This is a genomic window from Hassallia byssoidea VB512170 (genome assembly GCF_000817785.2).
GTDB classification, from domain to species: domain Bacteria; phylum Cyanobacteriota; class Cyanobacteriia; order Cyanobacteriales; family Nostocaceae; genus Hassallia; species Hassallia carrinoi.
Window position 1 is genome coordinate 1 of the sequence record NZ_JTCM02000146.1, and the last position, 13,909, is coordinate 13,909.

Annotated in this window: 9 protein-coding genes; 3 read left to right on the forward strand and 6 right to left on the reverse strand. The window is 41.6% G+C overall.

The window, feature by feature from the left end:
- Positions 1–441: 441 nt before the first annotated feature.
- From PI95_RS32010 to PI95_RS32020, 3 genes are all read right to left on the reverse strand, one after another.
- Entirely contained in the window at positions 442–1,497 is a 1,056-nt protein-coding gene (locus PI95_RS32010) for an alcohol dehydrogenase catalytic domain-containing protein (RefSeq protein ID WP_039748172.1), read from the reverse strand.
- Positions 1,498–1,637: 140 nt separating this feature from the next.
- Positions 1,638–1,823: a hypothetical protein gene (locus PI95_RS32015; protein WP_163519382.1), complete on the reverse strand. Its 186-nt coding sequence runs from the start codon at positions 1,821–1,823 to the stop codon at positions 1,638–1,640.
- Positions 1,824–1,881: 58 nt separating this feature from the next.
- Positions 1,882–2,949: a glycosyltransferase family 4 protein gene (locus PI95_RS32020; protein WP_039748171.1), complete on the reverse strand. Its 1,068-nt coding sequence runs from the start codon at positions 2,947–2,949 to the stop codon at positions 1,882–1,884.
- 372 nt (positions 2,950–3,321) lie between these two features.
- Between PI95_RS32020 and xth the strand changes: the two genes are divergently transcribed.
- From xth to PI95_RS32035, 3 genes are all read left to right on the forward strand, one after another.
- Positions 3,322–4,131 carry an exodeoxyribonuclease III gene (gene xth / locus PI95_RS32025; RefSeq protein WP_039748169.1) on the forward strand — a complete coding sequence of 270 codons (810 nt, stop codon included), beginning with the start codon at positions 3,322–3,324 and terminating at the stop codon, positions 4,129–4,131.
- A 323-nt stretch (positions 4,132–4,454) separates the two neighbouring features.
- On the forward strand, positions 4,455–5,330 hold the full coding sequence (locus PI95_RS32030) for an SDR family oxidoreductase (protein ID WP_039748167.1): 876 nt from the start codon (positions 4,455–4,457) through the stop codon (positions 5,328–5,330).
- A gap of 142 nt (positions 5,331–5,472) precedes the next feature.
- The gene (locus PI95_RS32035; protein WP_039748165.1) at positions 5,473–6,969 is read left to right on the forward strand and encodes a beta-barrel domain-containing protein; all 1,497 of its coding nucleotides are present in this window, start codon (positions 5,473–5,475) and stop codon (positions 6,967–6,969) included.
- A 247-nt stretch (positions 6,970–7,216) separates the two neighbouring features.
- On the opposite strand, the gene PI95_RS32040 is transcribed toward PI95_RS32035, so the two are convergent.
- The 3 genes from PI95_RS32040 to PI95_RS32050 form a co-directional block, all read right to left on the reverse strand.
- Positions 7,217–8,719 (reverse strand): S8 family peptidase, encoded by a 1,503-nt coding sequence (locus PI95_RS32040; RefSeq protein WP_039748164.1) that lies wholly within the window; start codon positions 8,717–8,719, stop codon positions 7,217–7,219.
- Positions 8,720–9,122: 403 nt separating this feature from the next.
- On the reverse strand, positions 9,123–11,216 hold the full coding sequence (locus tag PI95_RS32045; RefSeq protein ID WP_052325249.1) for a C2 family cysteine protease: 2,094 nt from the start codon (positions 11,214–11,216) through the stop codon (positions 9,123–9,125).
- A gap of 660 nt (positions 11,217–11,876) precedes the next feature.
- Positions 11,877–13,631 carry a S8 family serine peptidase gene (locus PI95_RS32050; RefSeq protein WP_039748163.1) on the reverse strand — a complete coding sequence of 585 codons (1,755 nt, stop codon included), beginning with the start codon at positions 13,629–13,631 and terminating at the stop codon, positions 11,877–11,879.
- Between the last annotated feature and the right edge of the window lie 278 nt (positions 13,632–13,909).

Sequence of the window (13,909 nt, forward strand, 5' to 3'; positions counted from 1 at the left end):
TTGGATTACCCAAATATTCGGATAAATGGGAGATTTGGTTAGATATTAAGTTACAGTTACTTACCCTCAACCTACAAATTTTTTTTGCAACATTTTAGGCAAGTCACGCACCGTACTTTCCGAAAAAATGGGTTTAAAGCCCCGTCCTTGTAGGACGGCTTTTTTCTGCTATAATTAAATTGGCGCTGCGGTAATACGCCTAGATAGCCAAGATTGGGTACTCCCCGACTACAATGATCAGCTGCGTGCGACATAGTGTAGGAAAGAGGAAAAAGAATCACTCAAATCATTTCAAACGCGGTCGGGCAGTCCGTGTATGCTTGTGGACGTATCCAAACGGGGGTATTTAAGTTTTGCTTAAATATCTAGGGAGGACGGTTGAAGCAAGAATCCTCGCACCTAAAGGTGCGAGGAGTGTCAAGGAATCATTGCTACTATAGTTTAGGGAATCATCGCGACTTTAATTACTTTACGCGCTTTCATATCACAAAATACCTGTTCTAAATCTTTCAAAGGACGCTGTTCGCTAATAAGTAACTCAAAGGGAATTTTTCGACTTGCGATGAGTGATAAAGCTTCCCGCACAAACTTCGGAGTGTTGTGAAATACCCCTTTTAGTGTAAGCTCACTGTAATGTAACTGTTCTGTATTTACAGTAATTGTCGTATCTCGCGGACAACCACCGAATAAGTTGACTGTAGCACCAGGACGAGCGCAGGCGATCGCACTTTCCCAAACACTCGGTACACCAGTCGCTTCTATCACCACATCTGCACCCCACCCATCGGTTAGTTCTTTCACCAAACTGGGAATATCTGCTATCTGACGATAATTAAAAGTCTTTGCTGCACCCAGCTTTTTGCCAATTTCTAGCCGAGTATCGTTACCACCCAACAGCAAAACCTCAGCAGCGCAATCATAGGCTAACTTGGCGACGAACATCAAGCCGATCGCTCCATCTCCCAACACGACTACTTTATCCCCTGCTTTCACATTAGAACGTGCTACCCCGTGCAACACGCAAGCTAAAGGTTCCGTCATCGCTGCTAATTCATCCGGCAAGTCATCGGGAATCGGCAATAAATTATGCTGTACAATCGCTGCCGGAATTTTCAGATATTCCGCAAAAGTGCCATTATTCCAAGTTAGATTTGGGCAAAGCGAATATTCTTGACGTTGACAAAAAAAGCATTTCATGCATGGGGCAGAATTATTAGCGACAACGCGATCTCCAAGGAGAAGCCGCTTTGCGTCTACGCCAACTTTCCAACTTGTAACACCTGCACCTAATGCGACAATTCGTCCAGCTGCCTCATGACCAAACAAACTTGGAGGCTTCAGCATTTTAGCATGACCGCCGCGCCGCCAAACTTTTAAATCCGTGCCACAAGTTGTGGCACATCCCACTTGGATGACGACTTCACCCTCACCAGGAGTAGGATCGGCAACTGACTCTAGGCGTAAATCTTCCTGACCATAAAGCAATGCTGCTAACACAGCCAAAACCCATTAATTACCTTCACCTGATTTTACCAGGTGAGTGTCCACAAACCCGACTTCTTGTCTTAGAAACCCGACTTCTTAAAGAAGTCGGGTTTCTAAAGGAACTTTAAACTTTGCCAATCAGTCTGGGTAATTTAAGAATTGACTGCTGGAGGAGTAAGCACTCCCGTGGTTCTGGTTTCTTTGTTAGTCGAGCGAGAAACTGTTAGCTGTGGAACTTCTTGACGACAAGATTGACAAAACCAGTATAATTCACCATGACGGACATGACGTAGCAGGGAAGCACCGCAACACGGACAGGTGTTCGCTCTCATACTCATACGAATGTCCTCCTAGACAAAAAATCGTTGTTTGTTTTAAGTGCTAAAAAAGCGTTAATTAAAAGCGGATATTGCCGACACGAACGCGCCCGTTAGAATGAATACGGTCTTGAATTATTTTTTCATAAACCGCTTCGTAGCCGTTAACCATTTGGCTAACACTAAAGTTGTTTTCTACGTATTCTCGGCAAGTTTGACGACTTAATTCTAAAGCAGATTTAATCGTTGCCGCCATTTCATCATAACTTTGGCAAACCATACCTGTTACACCTTGGGCGATCACTTCCGGTACTGAACCTAAGTTCAAGGCAATTACTGGTGTCCCAGTAGCCATTGATTCAATCATTACTAAACCAAAAGGTTCGCTCCAGCTAATGGGAAAAAGCGTAATAGTAGCATTGCCCAGAAGTTCAGCTTTTTCGGCGTGGTTGATTTCACCGAGGTATTCAATTTGCTGACCATCGATTTGGGGAGCTATTTCTTGTTCAAAAAACTTAGAGTCTACTAAATCGACTTTTCCAGCCATTTTCAAACGCCAACCTGTTTTTTTAGCAATGGCGATCGCATGTTGCGGTCCCTTTTCTGGTGAAAAGCGTCCTAAGAATGCTAAATATGGCGGTTCTTCAGGTTTGGCGACAAAAGGATAATCTGCCGGATTAATTCCGTTGTATACTGTGCCGACGTAGTTCAGATCGATTTGACGCTGCGCGTTACTAATGCTGACGTATGCTTGCTTTTGATGGTGAGAAAATACATTACGGTTGTCGGAATTAAATTTACCATGCAAAGTATGAACTGTGGGTGTTGATACCAAACTCGCTAAAGGTAATGCCGAAATTCCTACATGGGAATGGATGATGTCAAATTCCGCTGCATTTTGGTAAACTTGGCTGAGTTCGAGTGTTTCATACACGCCATAATCTTTGACATTCGGGTCTAAGCGCAATGCACGCGGATAAACTGCTTTTAAATCAGCTAAGGTTTGTGAATCACCAGAAGCGAACAAGGTTACATCATGACCTCGACGCACTAGTTCATCAGTCAATCGACTCACTACCAACTCAATTCCTCCATAACTCGGAGGTGGAACTTGTTCCCATAAGGGGGCTACTTGAGCGATTTTCATTTCTTTGCTTTGCTTGTTTTGTAAAAAAAGTCCTCACATCAGACACTTAAATATTATGACGGTAGAGCATTTCTACTTAAGCGTTTGCAATTTAAATTAACCTTATTTACTCCCCAGACCAAAATATCGGTTAACCGTACTTGGAAAATACAATTAACTAATTAAATAGTATTACCACACAGCTATCAGGCAACCTCATATCTATCCTACAGGGTAATTCTAAATACTTTCATCTATCTTCGGGTTCATATATTTATTGAGATATTTTGTAGCTGAAAATACTAAATTTTTGTTGGAAATGAATTTTTGTTGACTAAAACTAACTTAATAAATCTTGATAAATCACAACTGACTTACTGATAATTTAAAAGAATGAAAATAGCTACTTGGAATGTCAACTCAATTCGTACTCGTTTAGAACACGTTGTTAATTGGTTGAGTGAAAATCCGGTTGATGTGCTGTGCTTACAAGAAACCAAAGTTGTAGATAGTAACTTTCCGCGATCGCCTTTTGAGGAATTAGGCTATCATCTGTATACATCCGGGCAAAAAGCTTACAACGGTGTGGCTTTGATTAGTCGCGAACCGCTTACAGATGTAAGTACTGGTTTTACGTCAATTTTGGCGGATATAGAGCCAACTTGGGATGAGTCCAAGCGGGTGATTACAGGTGTAAATAATGGCATTCGCATCGTTAATCTTTACGTTCCCAATGGTTCAGCCGTAGGAAGCGAAAAATATGAATATAAGCTTGAATGGTTAAAATTGCTCTATGAGTATTTGCGATGTCTGACGACAAGCCCCTCCGGGTCTACGCTCTTATCATCCCAACCAACAATCTGCGTGTGTGGCGACTTTAATATAGCCTTAGAGCCTGAAGATATTCATGAAGGCGTAATTGCGGAAAATCATATCATGTCATCTCCACAGGAACGTCAAGCCTTACGAAACATTCTCGCCTTAGGATTTGCCGATGCCTTTCGTAAATTTACCACAGAAGGCGGACATTATAGCTGGTGGGACTATCGCGCTGCTGCTTTTCGCCGTAACTTAGGTTGGCGAATCGATCATCATTATCTCACAGCCCCCTTGTACGAGCGTGCAGTCAGCTGCACCATTGATGTAGCACCGAGAAAATTACCCCAACCCAGCGACCATACACCCGTCATTGTTGAATTTTAGATTTTAGGATGTGGATAGTGGGAGCGTGGATAGTGGATAGTAGGTAGTGGATAGTGGATTGTGGGAATTTGAAGAGGGGAAAAGGGGAGCCAGTCGCACAGGAAGGCTCTGCCGACTTGGGCGAACTGGCGTGAAAGGGAAAAGGGGAAAGGGGAAAAGAATTATTACCAATGCCCAATGCCCAATGCCCAATGCCCAATGCCCAACAACCAACACCCAACAACCAACAACCAACACCCAACAACCAACAACCAACAACCAACAACTAACAACTAACAACGCTCCACCCAACCACCAACACCCAACACATAATTCAAATTTATATGTTTTTGGTAACAGGAGCAACAGGAGATATTGGTCGCAGAGTCGTGCGACTACTACGTACACACGAGATGTCCGTGAGGTCATTTGTGCGTTTGACATCGCGTTACAGCGAGTTAGAACACCGAGGATCTGACATCTTCATCGGCGATTTGCAAGAAGAAAAAGATATCCAGAAAGCTTGTCAGGACGTACAGTATATTATCAGCGCCCACGGTTCTGGTACCAATGCCTTATCCCTGGACTACCGAGCGAATATCGAATTAATCGATCAAGCAAAAGCCAATAAAGTACAGCACTTTGTCTTTATTTCCGTACTCGGTGTTGACCGAGGGTATGAAGATGCTCCGGTTTTCAAAGCAAAACGAGCAGTAGAGCGATATTTACAAGCCAGTGGTTTAAATTACACTATTTTACGCCCAGCTGGATTAGCATCAAATTTGCTGCCATTAGCAGAACGGTTTCGGGAAACGGGACTTTATTTGCTTATTGGCGACCCGAAAAACCGTACTTCAATTATCAGTACAGATGATTTAGCAAAAATGGTAGTAGATTCTGTGAGAGTTGCCGCAGCTCGTAACAAAATTTTACCAGTCGGAGGACCGTCCATTTTATTGCGAGGAGATATTCCTCAGATTTTTGGTCGCATTTTCAACAAAGAGCCAGTATTGATTAACGCACCACTTTTGCTAGTTGATGGGTTACGGGGTGCATTAGGTTTGTTTAATTCTGAAGGACAAAAAGCTTTGGGAACCTTTCGTACATTGCTAGCGAATGAATTTTTCTGTACAACTGAGGAAATTGCCAATTTAGAGGCGATTTATAATTTTAAGCTAGAAACCTTAGAAAGTTTCATCAAGCGTTATTTAGCAGTTTAACTGGTTAGTTGTTAGTGGATAGTGGATAGTTGATAGTAGATAGTGGGAGCGTGGTTATTAGAACAACATCCTACAACTAACAACTAACAACTAACAACTAACAACTAACAACTAACAACTAACACCTAACACCTAACCAAATATGAAATCTTCCATAGTTGCAAATGCTGCTCAAGCACGTCAGACAAAAGAAAGATTTGCTAAACCAGAAGACCAATTATCTTATGAATTAGGTAAAGCGGTACAGGAATTACCACCGCTATACACGAGAATTTTAGCCGGAACAATTAGTGCGGTGATATTTGGAACGATCGCCTGGGCGCATTTTTCGCAAATAGATGAAGTAGCGACAGCACCAGGAGAATTAATTGCTTCCACACAAGTGCGACCGGTAACATCGTTGGGTGGTGGGTCAATTGTCGCAGTCAACGTTAAAGAAGGCGATCGCGTTGCTAAAGACCAAGTTTTGCTTCAACGCGATCCGGATGTGCAAAAAACTGATGTTGCCCGCCTCAGCAAATCTGTAAAATTGATTCAAGAAGACATGCGGCGTTTGGATGCAGAACGTATTGGTGGTACAATAGCCGGAACGCAACTACAAAATGAACTTTTAAACTCTCGTTTGCAAGACTTCAAAGCACGTCAAGCAGCAGCTGAAGCCGATGCCAACCGCCAACAAGCGTTAATAGACCAATCAAAAGTACGCCTCACCCGTTTGGAAGATAATTTAGACAACGCCAGAAGTAATCTTGCCAATATTAAAAATAATCTGGAAAACGCCAAACAAGTCCGCGACCAAACATTACCTAACTTGAAGATAGCTCAAGAAAGGGTAGACAGACTCGGATCTTTACTGAAGAGCGGTGGAGTAGCGAAATTACAATATCTGCAAGCGCAAGAATCATTCAACCAAGCAAATGCACAAATTACCAGGGCAAAAGATGAGATTGTCAATGCTCAAACCAAACTTAACGAAGAGCAAGACAAAGTAGCGTCTTTAGAAAAAGATATCGCTGGACAAAAGCAAGAAATTCGCTCTCTCGAAGCAGCTTATCAAGGTGCCCGCAATCAAGCGCAACGTGTAGCATCAGAGCGTCAAAGTGAAATTTTAACTGAAATCAACAAGCGCAAAGAAGAAATGACCAACGTTGAAGGTCAGTTAGAACAAGCAAGAAAGCAACAAGATAACGAAACTATCAAAGCTCCGGTTGCCGGAACTATCTACAGAATCAAAGCAACCAAAGGACCGGTGCAATCAGGTGAAGAGTTACTTTCTATTTTACCAGAAGGCGAGGACTTATTGCTAGAGGTGAAAGTTTTAAATCGGGATATTGGCTTTATTCGCGAGGGAATGAAAGCCAAAGTGAAAATGCAACCGTTTCCTTTTCAGGAATTTGGCACAGTTAACGGTGAGGTTGTGCAAGTAAGTCCGAATGCGATTGTAGATAAAGAATTAGGCTTAGTTTTCCCCACCAGAATTAAGCTGAATAAACATTTTGTAATGGTACGGGATAAAGAAGTTGCATTCACACCAGGGATGACTGCTAATGGTGAAATTGTCACTCGTAAAAAGTCGATTTTGACTTTCATCATGGAGCCGGTGACACGCAGGTTTAGCGAGGCTTTCTCTGTTAGGTAGATTTGGGGGTGCTAAGAGGTCATTTATAAAGTAAAAATAAAATTCTTGTAGGGTGTGTTAGGCGCACCTTTTCGATATGATTTGTAACCAAAAACAGCAAGCAAAGCGCCTAACGCACCGCCACATAACATGGTGCGTTACGGCAAAGCGCCTAACGCACCCTACTTAAGATTTACTGCGCGGGCTTAGTACGCACAACGCCACAGGCTTCGGTGCCTGTTGGGTGGGGCGTTTTAAATCGTCTTTTCTAAACTATTTCTGAATTGATATCAAACAACCAATCGCGATACTCTTCGATTTGTGTTTTTGGTTGTTTTAATATGTTTTCAACAACAGCATCGTCAAAGCTCTTGATGCTGAAAATATCCTGATAATATTGGGATTGGAACCCGAATTGTGGTATCAACATTTCATTATCTTGAATAGAACTATCGGTGAAGCTGAAAGTTGCGGGCTTGTAACTTGGGAAAAAATTTATAGAATTACTTTCAATTCCACTGCTAAAACTTTGCAAAAAGTCGTCGGCAATTTCGGGGGAAGATTCAAATGAGGTAGTAGATATATTTGCAAAAAGTCGATCGCTCTGAGTTGCAGAATTTAAGCTGAAGTTAGAATTTGCAGCTTGTGTACTATTTCCAGAAGTGTCTTCGAGGATTTGACGCACTTGAGCATCTGTTAAATTAGGGTTAGCACTCAGCATCAGAGCGACTACACCAGCAACGTGAGGACTTGCCATCGATGTGCCACTATAAGAAGCATACTTATTACCCGGAAGTGTCGAGTAAACATCGACTCCTGGAGCTGTGACGTAGGTAACTGGGTTAAATCCGGCTAGATTAGAGAAGCTAGCCAAATTATTTTCCTTATCGACAGCACCAACAGCAATACCGGTTTCGTCTGCGTAATGGGCAGGGTATCCTGGTTGGAAACCACTCTCATTACCCGCTGCCATGACAACGATCGCTCCTTTGCTGCTAGCATATTTCAAAGCTGATTCTAGACCGCTGTCAGGATAATCGCCACCTAAGCTTAAGTTGATGACATTGGCTCCATTGTCCGCAGCATAACGAATACCCTGTGCGATCGCATCATAAGAACCACTACCAGAGTCATCTAGAACTTTGACTGGCATAATATAAGCATCATAAGCAATACCAGTCACACCAAAGTTGTTGTTCTCTCCAGCAATAGTACCAGAAACATGAGTGCCATGACCAGCTACATCTAAGGTGTTATTATCGTTGCCGTCAAAATTCCAACCGTAGACATCATCAACATAGCCATTGCCGTCATCATCTTTGCCGTTGTTAGCAATTTCTTTACTATTAGTCCAGATATTATTTTTTAAGTCGTCATGGTTGCGGTCAACCCCAGTATCCACCACTGCAACCACAACACCCTTACCAGTGTATCCCTTCGCCCACGCTGACGGCGCTTTTACAAGGTCAGCACCCCAATTATTGCCACCGAGGTTAGGAACATCAGCAAAAGTCTTCTTACCAGCAGCTTTACTCACTGCATCTGCGGCATTAATTAAACCATAGCCATCAGTATAGTTATAGTTTTCACTATAAGCAGTAGTAGACGAATCGAGCATCTGCACGTCATTTTTCGCTGTATTCAAGCTGCTGTGACTGCCAAAACGAAAGTTGTAATCATCCTTTTGATTAAAGGAATCTACTGAGGATATAGGAGTGAAATTCAGCTTGTTATCATAATAATAATTGTTGTTATGAGAATCAATTTTCATAAGTATTATTTCCTAATATGTATCAAGTTTTTTTGACAGCACAAGCTGTTAAAACCTTTCTGCCAAGGTTTTAAAAAGAAATTACTTCCCTTTGCCAATAATTACTATGAATTGAAATGTGAAAATGCCAATTTGCTTACAAACCAAGTATGCAAGTAACAATTGTCATTAAAAAAATATTTTAATAAACTCTTTATTTGTATATTTAGGAACTAAAAAATTAGATGGATACAAAACTCATTACCCGACGACTAAAGTCGCGGCTACAAAAACAAAGTCCGCGATTAGGCGGACTTAATGCCTAAAAGCCTGCGTGTGCCGGCTTTGTTCGTATAGCCGAGCCAGTGCGTTGCGGAGGTCACGAACGTTGTAGCACCTGGCGTCTAGGCTTCCAGCCTGAGGGCTAAGTTGATATAGTTTTTGTAGAATCCCAATAACTAAAGTTGCTTGCAATTTCATTCCAAGCCAATTCTAGGATGCCCGGTTTTGAGGAGCCGTTATCGATTCCCCAAGGGTTGAAAAGAGTAAACTTTTGAGTAGAGGAATTGTAACCTACCAGTGCATAACCATGAGCGGCGACCATATTTGATGCAACTCCAGTTTCTAAAGTCGCTAACCCAATTAATTGACCGGAATTAAACGCATTGACTATTGAATTAAAGTCAAGATCGTTACTAGAAACGTTACGTCCGGTGATTTGTGCAAAAGCATCACTCATATATCCACCATGACTAATACCTTTGTAAGAATTGGTATTATCTTGATAAATCCATCCAGATTCATTGAGTTGGGCATAAGCTTTTTCGGCAAGAGTTACCCATAATTCATTCGTAGAATTATTATAGTAATTGCCCTTATTTGCATAAGCTAAATACCCTGTATCAGTGGTTGGTAAATATCTGTCTACCGTCACATAGTCAGCTACCCCATTTTGCCAGAAACGCACGGTGAAAGTATTATCACCGTTATCAATAAACATATTTTCAATTGTGCTGGGTGAACGGAAAGCCGTTTCTGCTAAACCTGCTAATAAGAAGCAGTCATTAATCACACCTTGTTTTATGTCTTGATAACTGATGCCATTTTGGAACAGAGAACCACTAGCATATTGATAAGTGTAGGAAGTTGTTGGGCGATCGCCACCATAAAACCACTTACTAATTAAGTTCTCCAACTGCACGTCACTACTACCAGCATCCAAGTTACCCAGTGTATTACTCTGATACTTTTGATTAGCAACATCACCGTTAACAACTTTGTTAGCCAAAACGCGGACATGTTCGGGAATTTTTAAGTAAGAGGCATTGCTAACTAAAGTGCGAAGGTCTTTAACTTCTGTAGCATCAACTACACTGTTATCTTTAGCTTCACGCAAGATGCTAATAATATCATTGCGGTCTAAGACGTTATCAAAAAAACGCGACCTTGTTGCTGCACGTATACCACTATCCTGAATATTCTGGTCAAACCAATCCCCAGAATCAGCAACTACAGGAGTCGGTTGCAAAATGTTAAAGCTTGTTTGCCAAGTGTTACTAGTAGCACCGGCTTGATCGTATCCTCGTGCCCACAACTGATATTTACCATTACTTAGACCGCTAATCGCATAGTTAAAGCTAGCATTGCGGTTATCGCTACCCTGAGCGCTGAATTTATCTACATTGCTGATGATGTCCCAACTTCCACCGTCTTTTTGCAATCGAAACTCTACTTGCGCTAAGTCACTGACACCATTACCATCAAATATTTGAGTGTTGGTAAGTTTGACAGTTTCGCCTACTTGATAGCTGCTTTTATCGGTGCCAAATTGTAATGATTGCGGTGCTTCGTTGGCAGAAATGCTAAAGCTTGTTTGGTAAGTGTTGCTAGTACCACCGGATTTATCGTAGGCTTTCGCCCATAACTGATATTTACCAGCAGTTAGATTACTTAAACTGTAGTTAAAGCTAGCACGGTTACTGTTGCTGTCAGCGCTGAACTTGTCTGCATTGCTGATGATGTCCCAGCTTCCACCATCTTTTTGCAATCGGAAATCTACTTGCGATAGGTCACTGACACCATTGCCATCAAATACTGTAGCGTTAGTCAGTTTGACAGTTTCGCCTACTTGATAGCTGCTTTTATCGGTGCCAAATTGTAATAATTGCGGTGCTTCGTTGCCAGAAACGCTCAGTTTGTAACTAGTATTCGCACCACCTACTCGGTTGACTCGGATGTAGTAACTACCTGTTTCTAGAGTTCTGCTGATAGATTCAGCCTTGCGACTACCACTATAAGAACCTGTAACTACGGCTCCATTTTTGTCTAACAGCTGCACATCTGCATTCGCTGATAGATCGTTAAGGGCAAGATTAAAGCTACTACGACCACTGAGATTAAAGGTGTAATAATCGTTTGGATCGCTTGTGCCTACCCATTCTGTAACTTTACTGTTGATGGAAGTAATCTTTAAATTATTTGCTGTACTTAAACTATTGCCGGCGGAATCAACTGGCATAAATATTTCTGCGTCCTATGCTCAAGATAAATTGACAAAACACACCCTGAACTCTGTGTTTTGTAAAGCTTTTATAGCTACGTCTCAAAATTAAGTTGATATGCGTAGTTCTATACTGCTGCTTTATCTACCAAAACAGCTAGGAGAAATTTACGTATTTTTAAATACTATTAGTTAGATATTCTTCCGATAAATTGCTGAGATTAAATCGGACAAAATCAAAAATTTAAGTTAAAAATTATACTAAAAATATTTTACTCAACAAAGCAGTCTTCTCCACAGAGGAAAAAACACTGAGGAGAAAAGAGTAACGTTTTTTATGTCGCAAAAATCATGCATTACCACCAATTGAAGTGACAGGTAGTTTTGATTCTATGAGGAGTTGCGATCGCACTCCATTCACTCCTCGAACTACTAGAAAGCTCTGCCTCCAGTAAAGATTAAGGCAGAGCATATATAGCGGTTAAGAGTTGTGTACAATACATGAGCGAGCGCTCGTGTAGGGACAATTCATGAATTGTCCCCTAGGCGAAACATGCTCATAATTGTCCAGCCGTGTATTGGAATTATTGGTTGGGCATCGCGGATCTTTGTTGACGGCTGGACAATTATGAGTAACTTTATTGGAACCCTACAAATACGCATTATATTTCACCATGATTAAGCAAAACCCCTGTCAAGAGCTTCTGCTCGTCGTACAGCAGCATCCGCATTAACTAGTCCGTAGCCATAAACCGTGTCATAGCCGGCTGCACCCAAATCGTAGGCTGTTTCTGAGAGAATAGTCTTGACTTGTCCAGCAGTGAGATTTAGATTAGTACTCAACACCAAAGAAGCTATCCCTGTAACAACGGCTGCTGATGCTGAAGTTCCATTAAAACGGTCATAGTAGCCGAACTCATAGTTTGCAGATGCATCAGCACGAGTAGCAGATGTAGCAATAAACTCAGATGGTGCCATTAAAGTTAAGCCATCTCCATACCTAGAACCCCACCAATCTTTATAGGTGATGCGATCGCCTGGTGTTTTTGCATTGCCATACGAGTCTTGAGTTCCCCAAGAAGAACCTATTGCAAGGACGTTGTTGTTAGTTTGCGCTAATGATGCGGGACTAGCAATTGTATTTAGGTCTTGATTACCAGATGCAATTACAAATAAGACTTTATCTTTGTTATCAGCAACCAGTTTCTCAAATGCAGGTGAGCTACCACCAGACAAGCTGTAGTTTATAACCAGCTTTTTACCTCCAGCCCAATCAATCAGTGTCTGTGTAGCTTTTACTAAATCATAATCTCCTGGGTTATCACCGATGACATCGATTATCTCAACAGGAGATATCCAGTTAATACCAGCTATCCCCACACCATTGTTACTAGCAGCAGCAATGGTTCCTTCAACTTCAGTACCGTGGGAGTAAGTTGCCGATTCATCGAAGTAGTTGTCAGCCACTGTGGAGGTGGGTTGTAGATCGGGGTGAATACCATTGCTATTGGCTGCCAACCCTGTATCTACAATGCCAATTGCCACTTTATCATTTCCTTGAGTAATATTCCACGCATTGTGAACATCTGTTATCTGCAAGTCCCACTGCTGATTAAACAAAGGGTCGTTGGGTGTTACAGATAAGTTAACGGTTTTGTCTTTAAATTGAATGCTTTCAATACCCTGAAACAAAATTTGGCTACCGTCGCTAAATGTTATGGCATCATATAAACTATTACCCTTGCCTGCGTTGTAAACTACACCGCCTTTTAAGTTATCTGCATAGTTGGTTGTGACTGAAGTAGAAGCAAACTGCGATAAATTGAGCAGGTCTCGCGCTCCACTACCGTAGTCAACGTTGCCATTGCCAAAGTAAATTGTTCGGTTGAAGCCAGATTGAAAATTAAAGGTATCTGCCCTGAGACTTCCGGTGACAATGTTTGTGTTGTTAGTAGGAGATGCGGATGCGATCGCACTCCCTACACTCACCTCTGTATTAACAGAAGTCGAATTTATTGCTAAATCAGCAGAAGTAGAAACTATGGTGCTAATAGCATCATCAAAGGGTGTTGCCCAGACAGTCAACTTATAGTTGGTTTTTGCATTACCATCCGGGTAAACCCGTATGTAATAACTGCCTGCACCCAAGATTTCATTAATTGATTCTGCTTGCTTACCACTTTGAGTGGAAGCACTTAATACCTCCCCTTGATCAAATTGACCATTATTGTTAGCATCTCGAATCAGCGCCACATCAGCATCTGCTTTTAACTTATCCAGCTTAAGATGAAAACTGCTACCACTGCTCAGGTTGAAACTGTAAAAATCATTTAGGTCGAGATTATCGACTCTATCCGTAAAACTTTGGGCATTGCTACTAATATCAAGTTTTCTAGCTTTATCTAGACTGTTGCCTGCGTAATCCACTGGCATATTTTCGATCCGGTACAGGAGGTATATATTTTATCAAATTAGATGATGGCTTTCTTTTGTTAAAAAAAAATTATTTTGTGCTTAAGTTAACAAAGAAAATATAAAAATTTTACTTAATCTTTACGGTAATAATAAAACTAAGTGGTCATTTAGATGTAGGGTGCGTTACTACATTAACGCACCCTTGCAACAACCCATCGCCTTATGGGGACAGCCTTCAACCGAGAATGTCGTGGGGTGTCGAAGATCTATTAAACAAGGCTGTCCCCATTTGTAAG

What these genes read in the sequence shown, in the direction of transcription:
- PI95_RS32015 (WP_163519382.1), bottom strand. Translation starts at nt 1,823, where the DNA reads ATGAGTATGAGAGCGAACACCTGTCCGTGTTGCGGTGCTTCCCTGCTA.
- PI95_RS32035 (WP_039748165.1), top strand. Translation starts at nt 5,473, where the DNA reads ATGAAATCTTCCATAGTTGCAAATGCTGCTCAAGCACGTCAGACAAAA.
- PI95_RS32040 (WP_039748164.1), bottom strand. Translation starts at nt 8,719, where the DNA reads ATGAAAATTGATTCTCATAACAACAATTATTATTATGATAACAAGCTG.
- PI95_RS32045 (WP_052325249.1), bottom strand. Translation starts at nt 11,216, where the DNA reads ATGCCAGTTGATTCCGCCGGCAATAGTTTAAGTACAGCAAATAATTTA.
- PI95_RS32050 (WP_039748163.1), bottom strand. Translation starts at nt 13,631, where the DNA reads ATGCCAGTGGATTACGCAGGCAACAGTCTAGATAAAGCTAGAAAACTT.
- xth (WP_039748169.1), top strand. Translation starts at nt 3,322, where the DNA reads ATGAAAATAGCTACTTGGAATGTCAACTCAATTCGTACTCGTTTAGAA.
- PI95_RS32020 (WP_039748171.1), bottom strand. Translation starts at nt 2,949, where the DNA reads ATGAAAATCGCTCAAGTAGCCCCCTTATGGGAACAAGTTCCACCTCCG.
- PI95_RS32030 (WP_039748167.1), top strand. Translation starts at nt 4,455, where the DNA reads ATGTTTTTGGTAACAGGAGCAACAGGAGATATTGGTCGCAGAGTCGTG.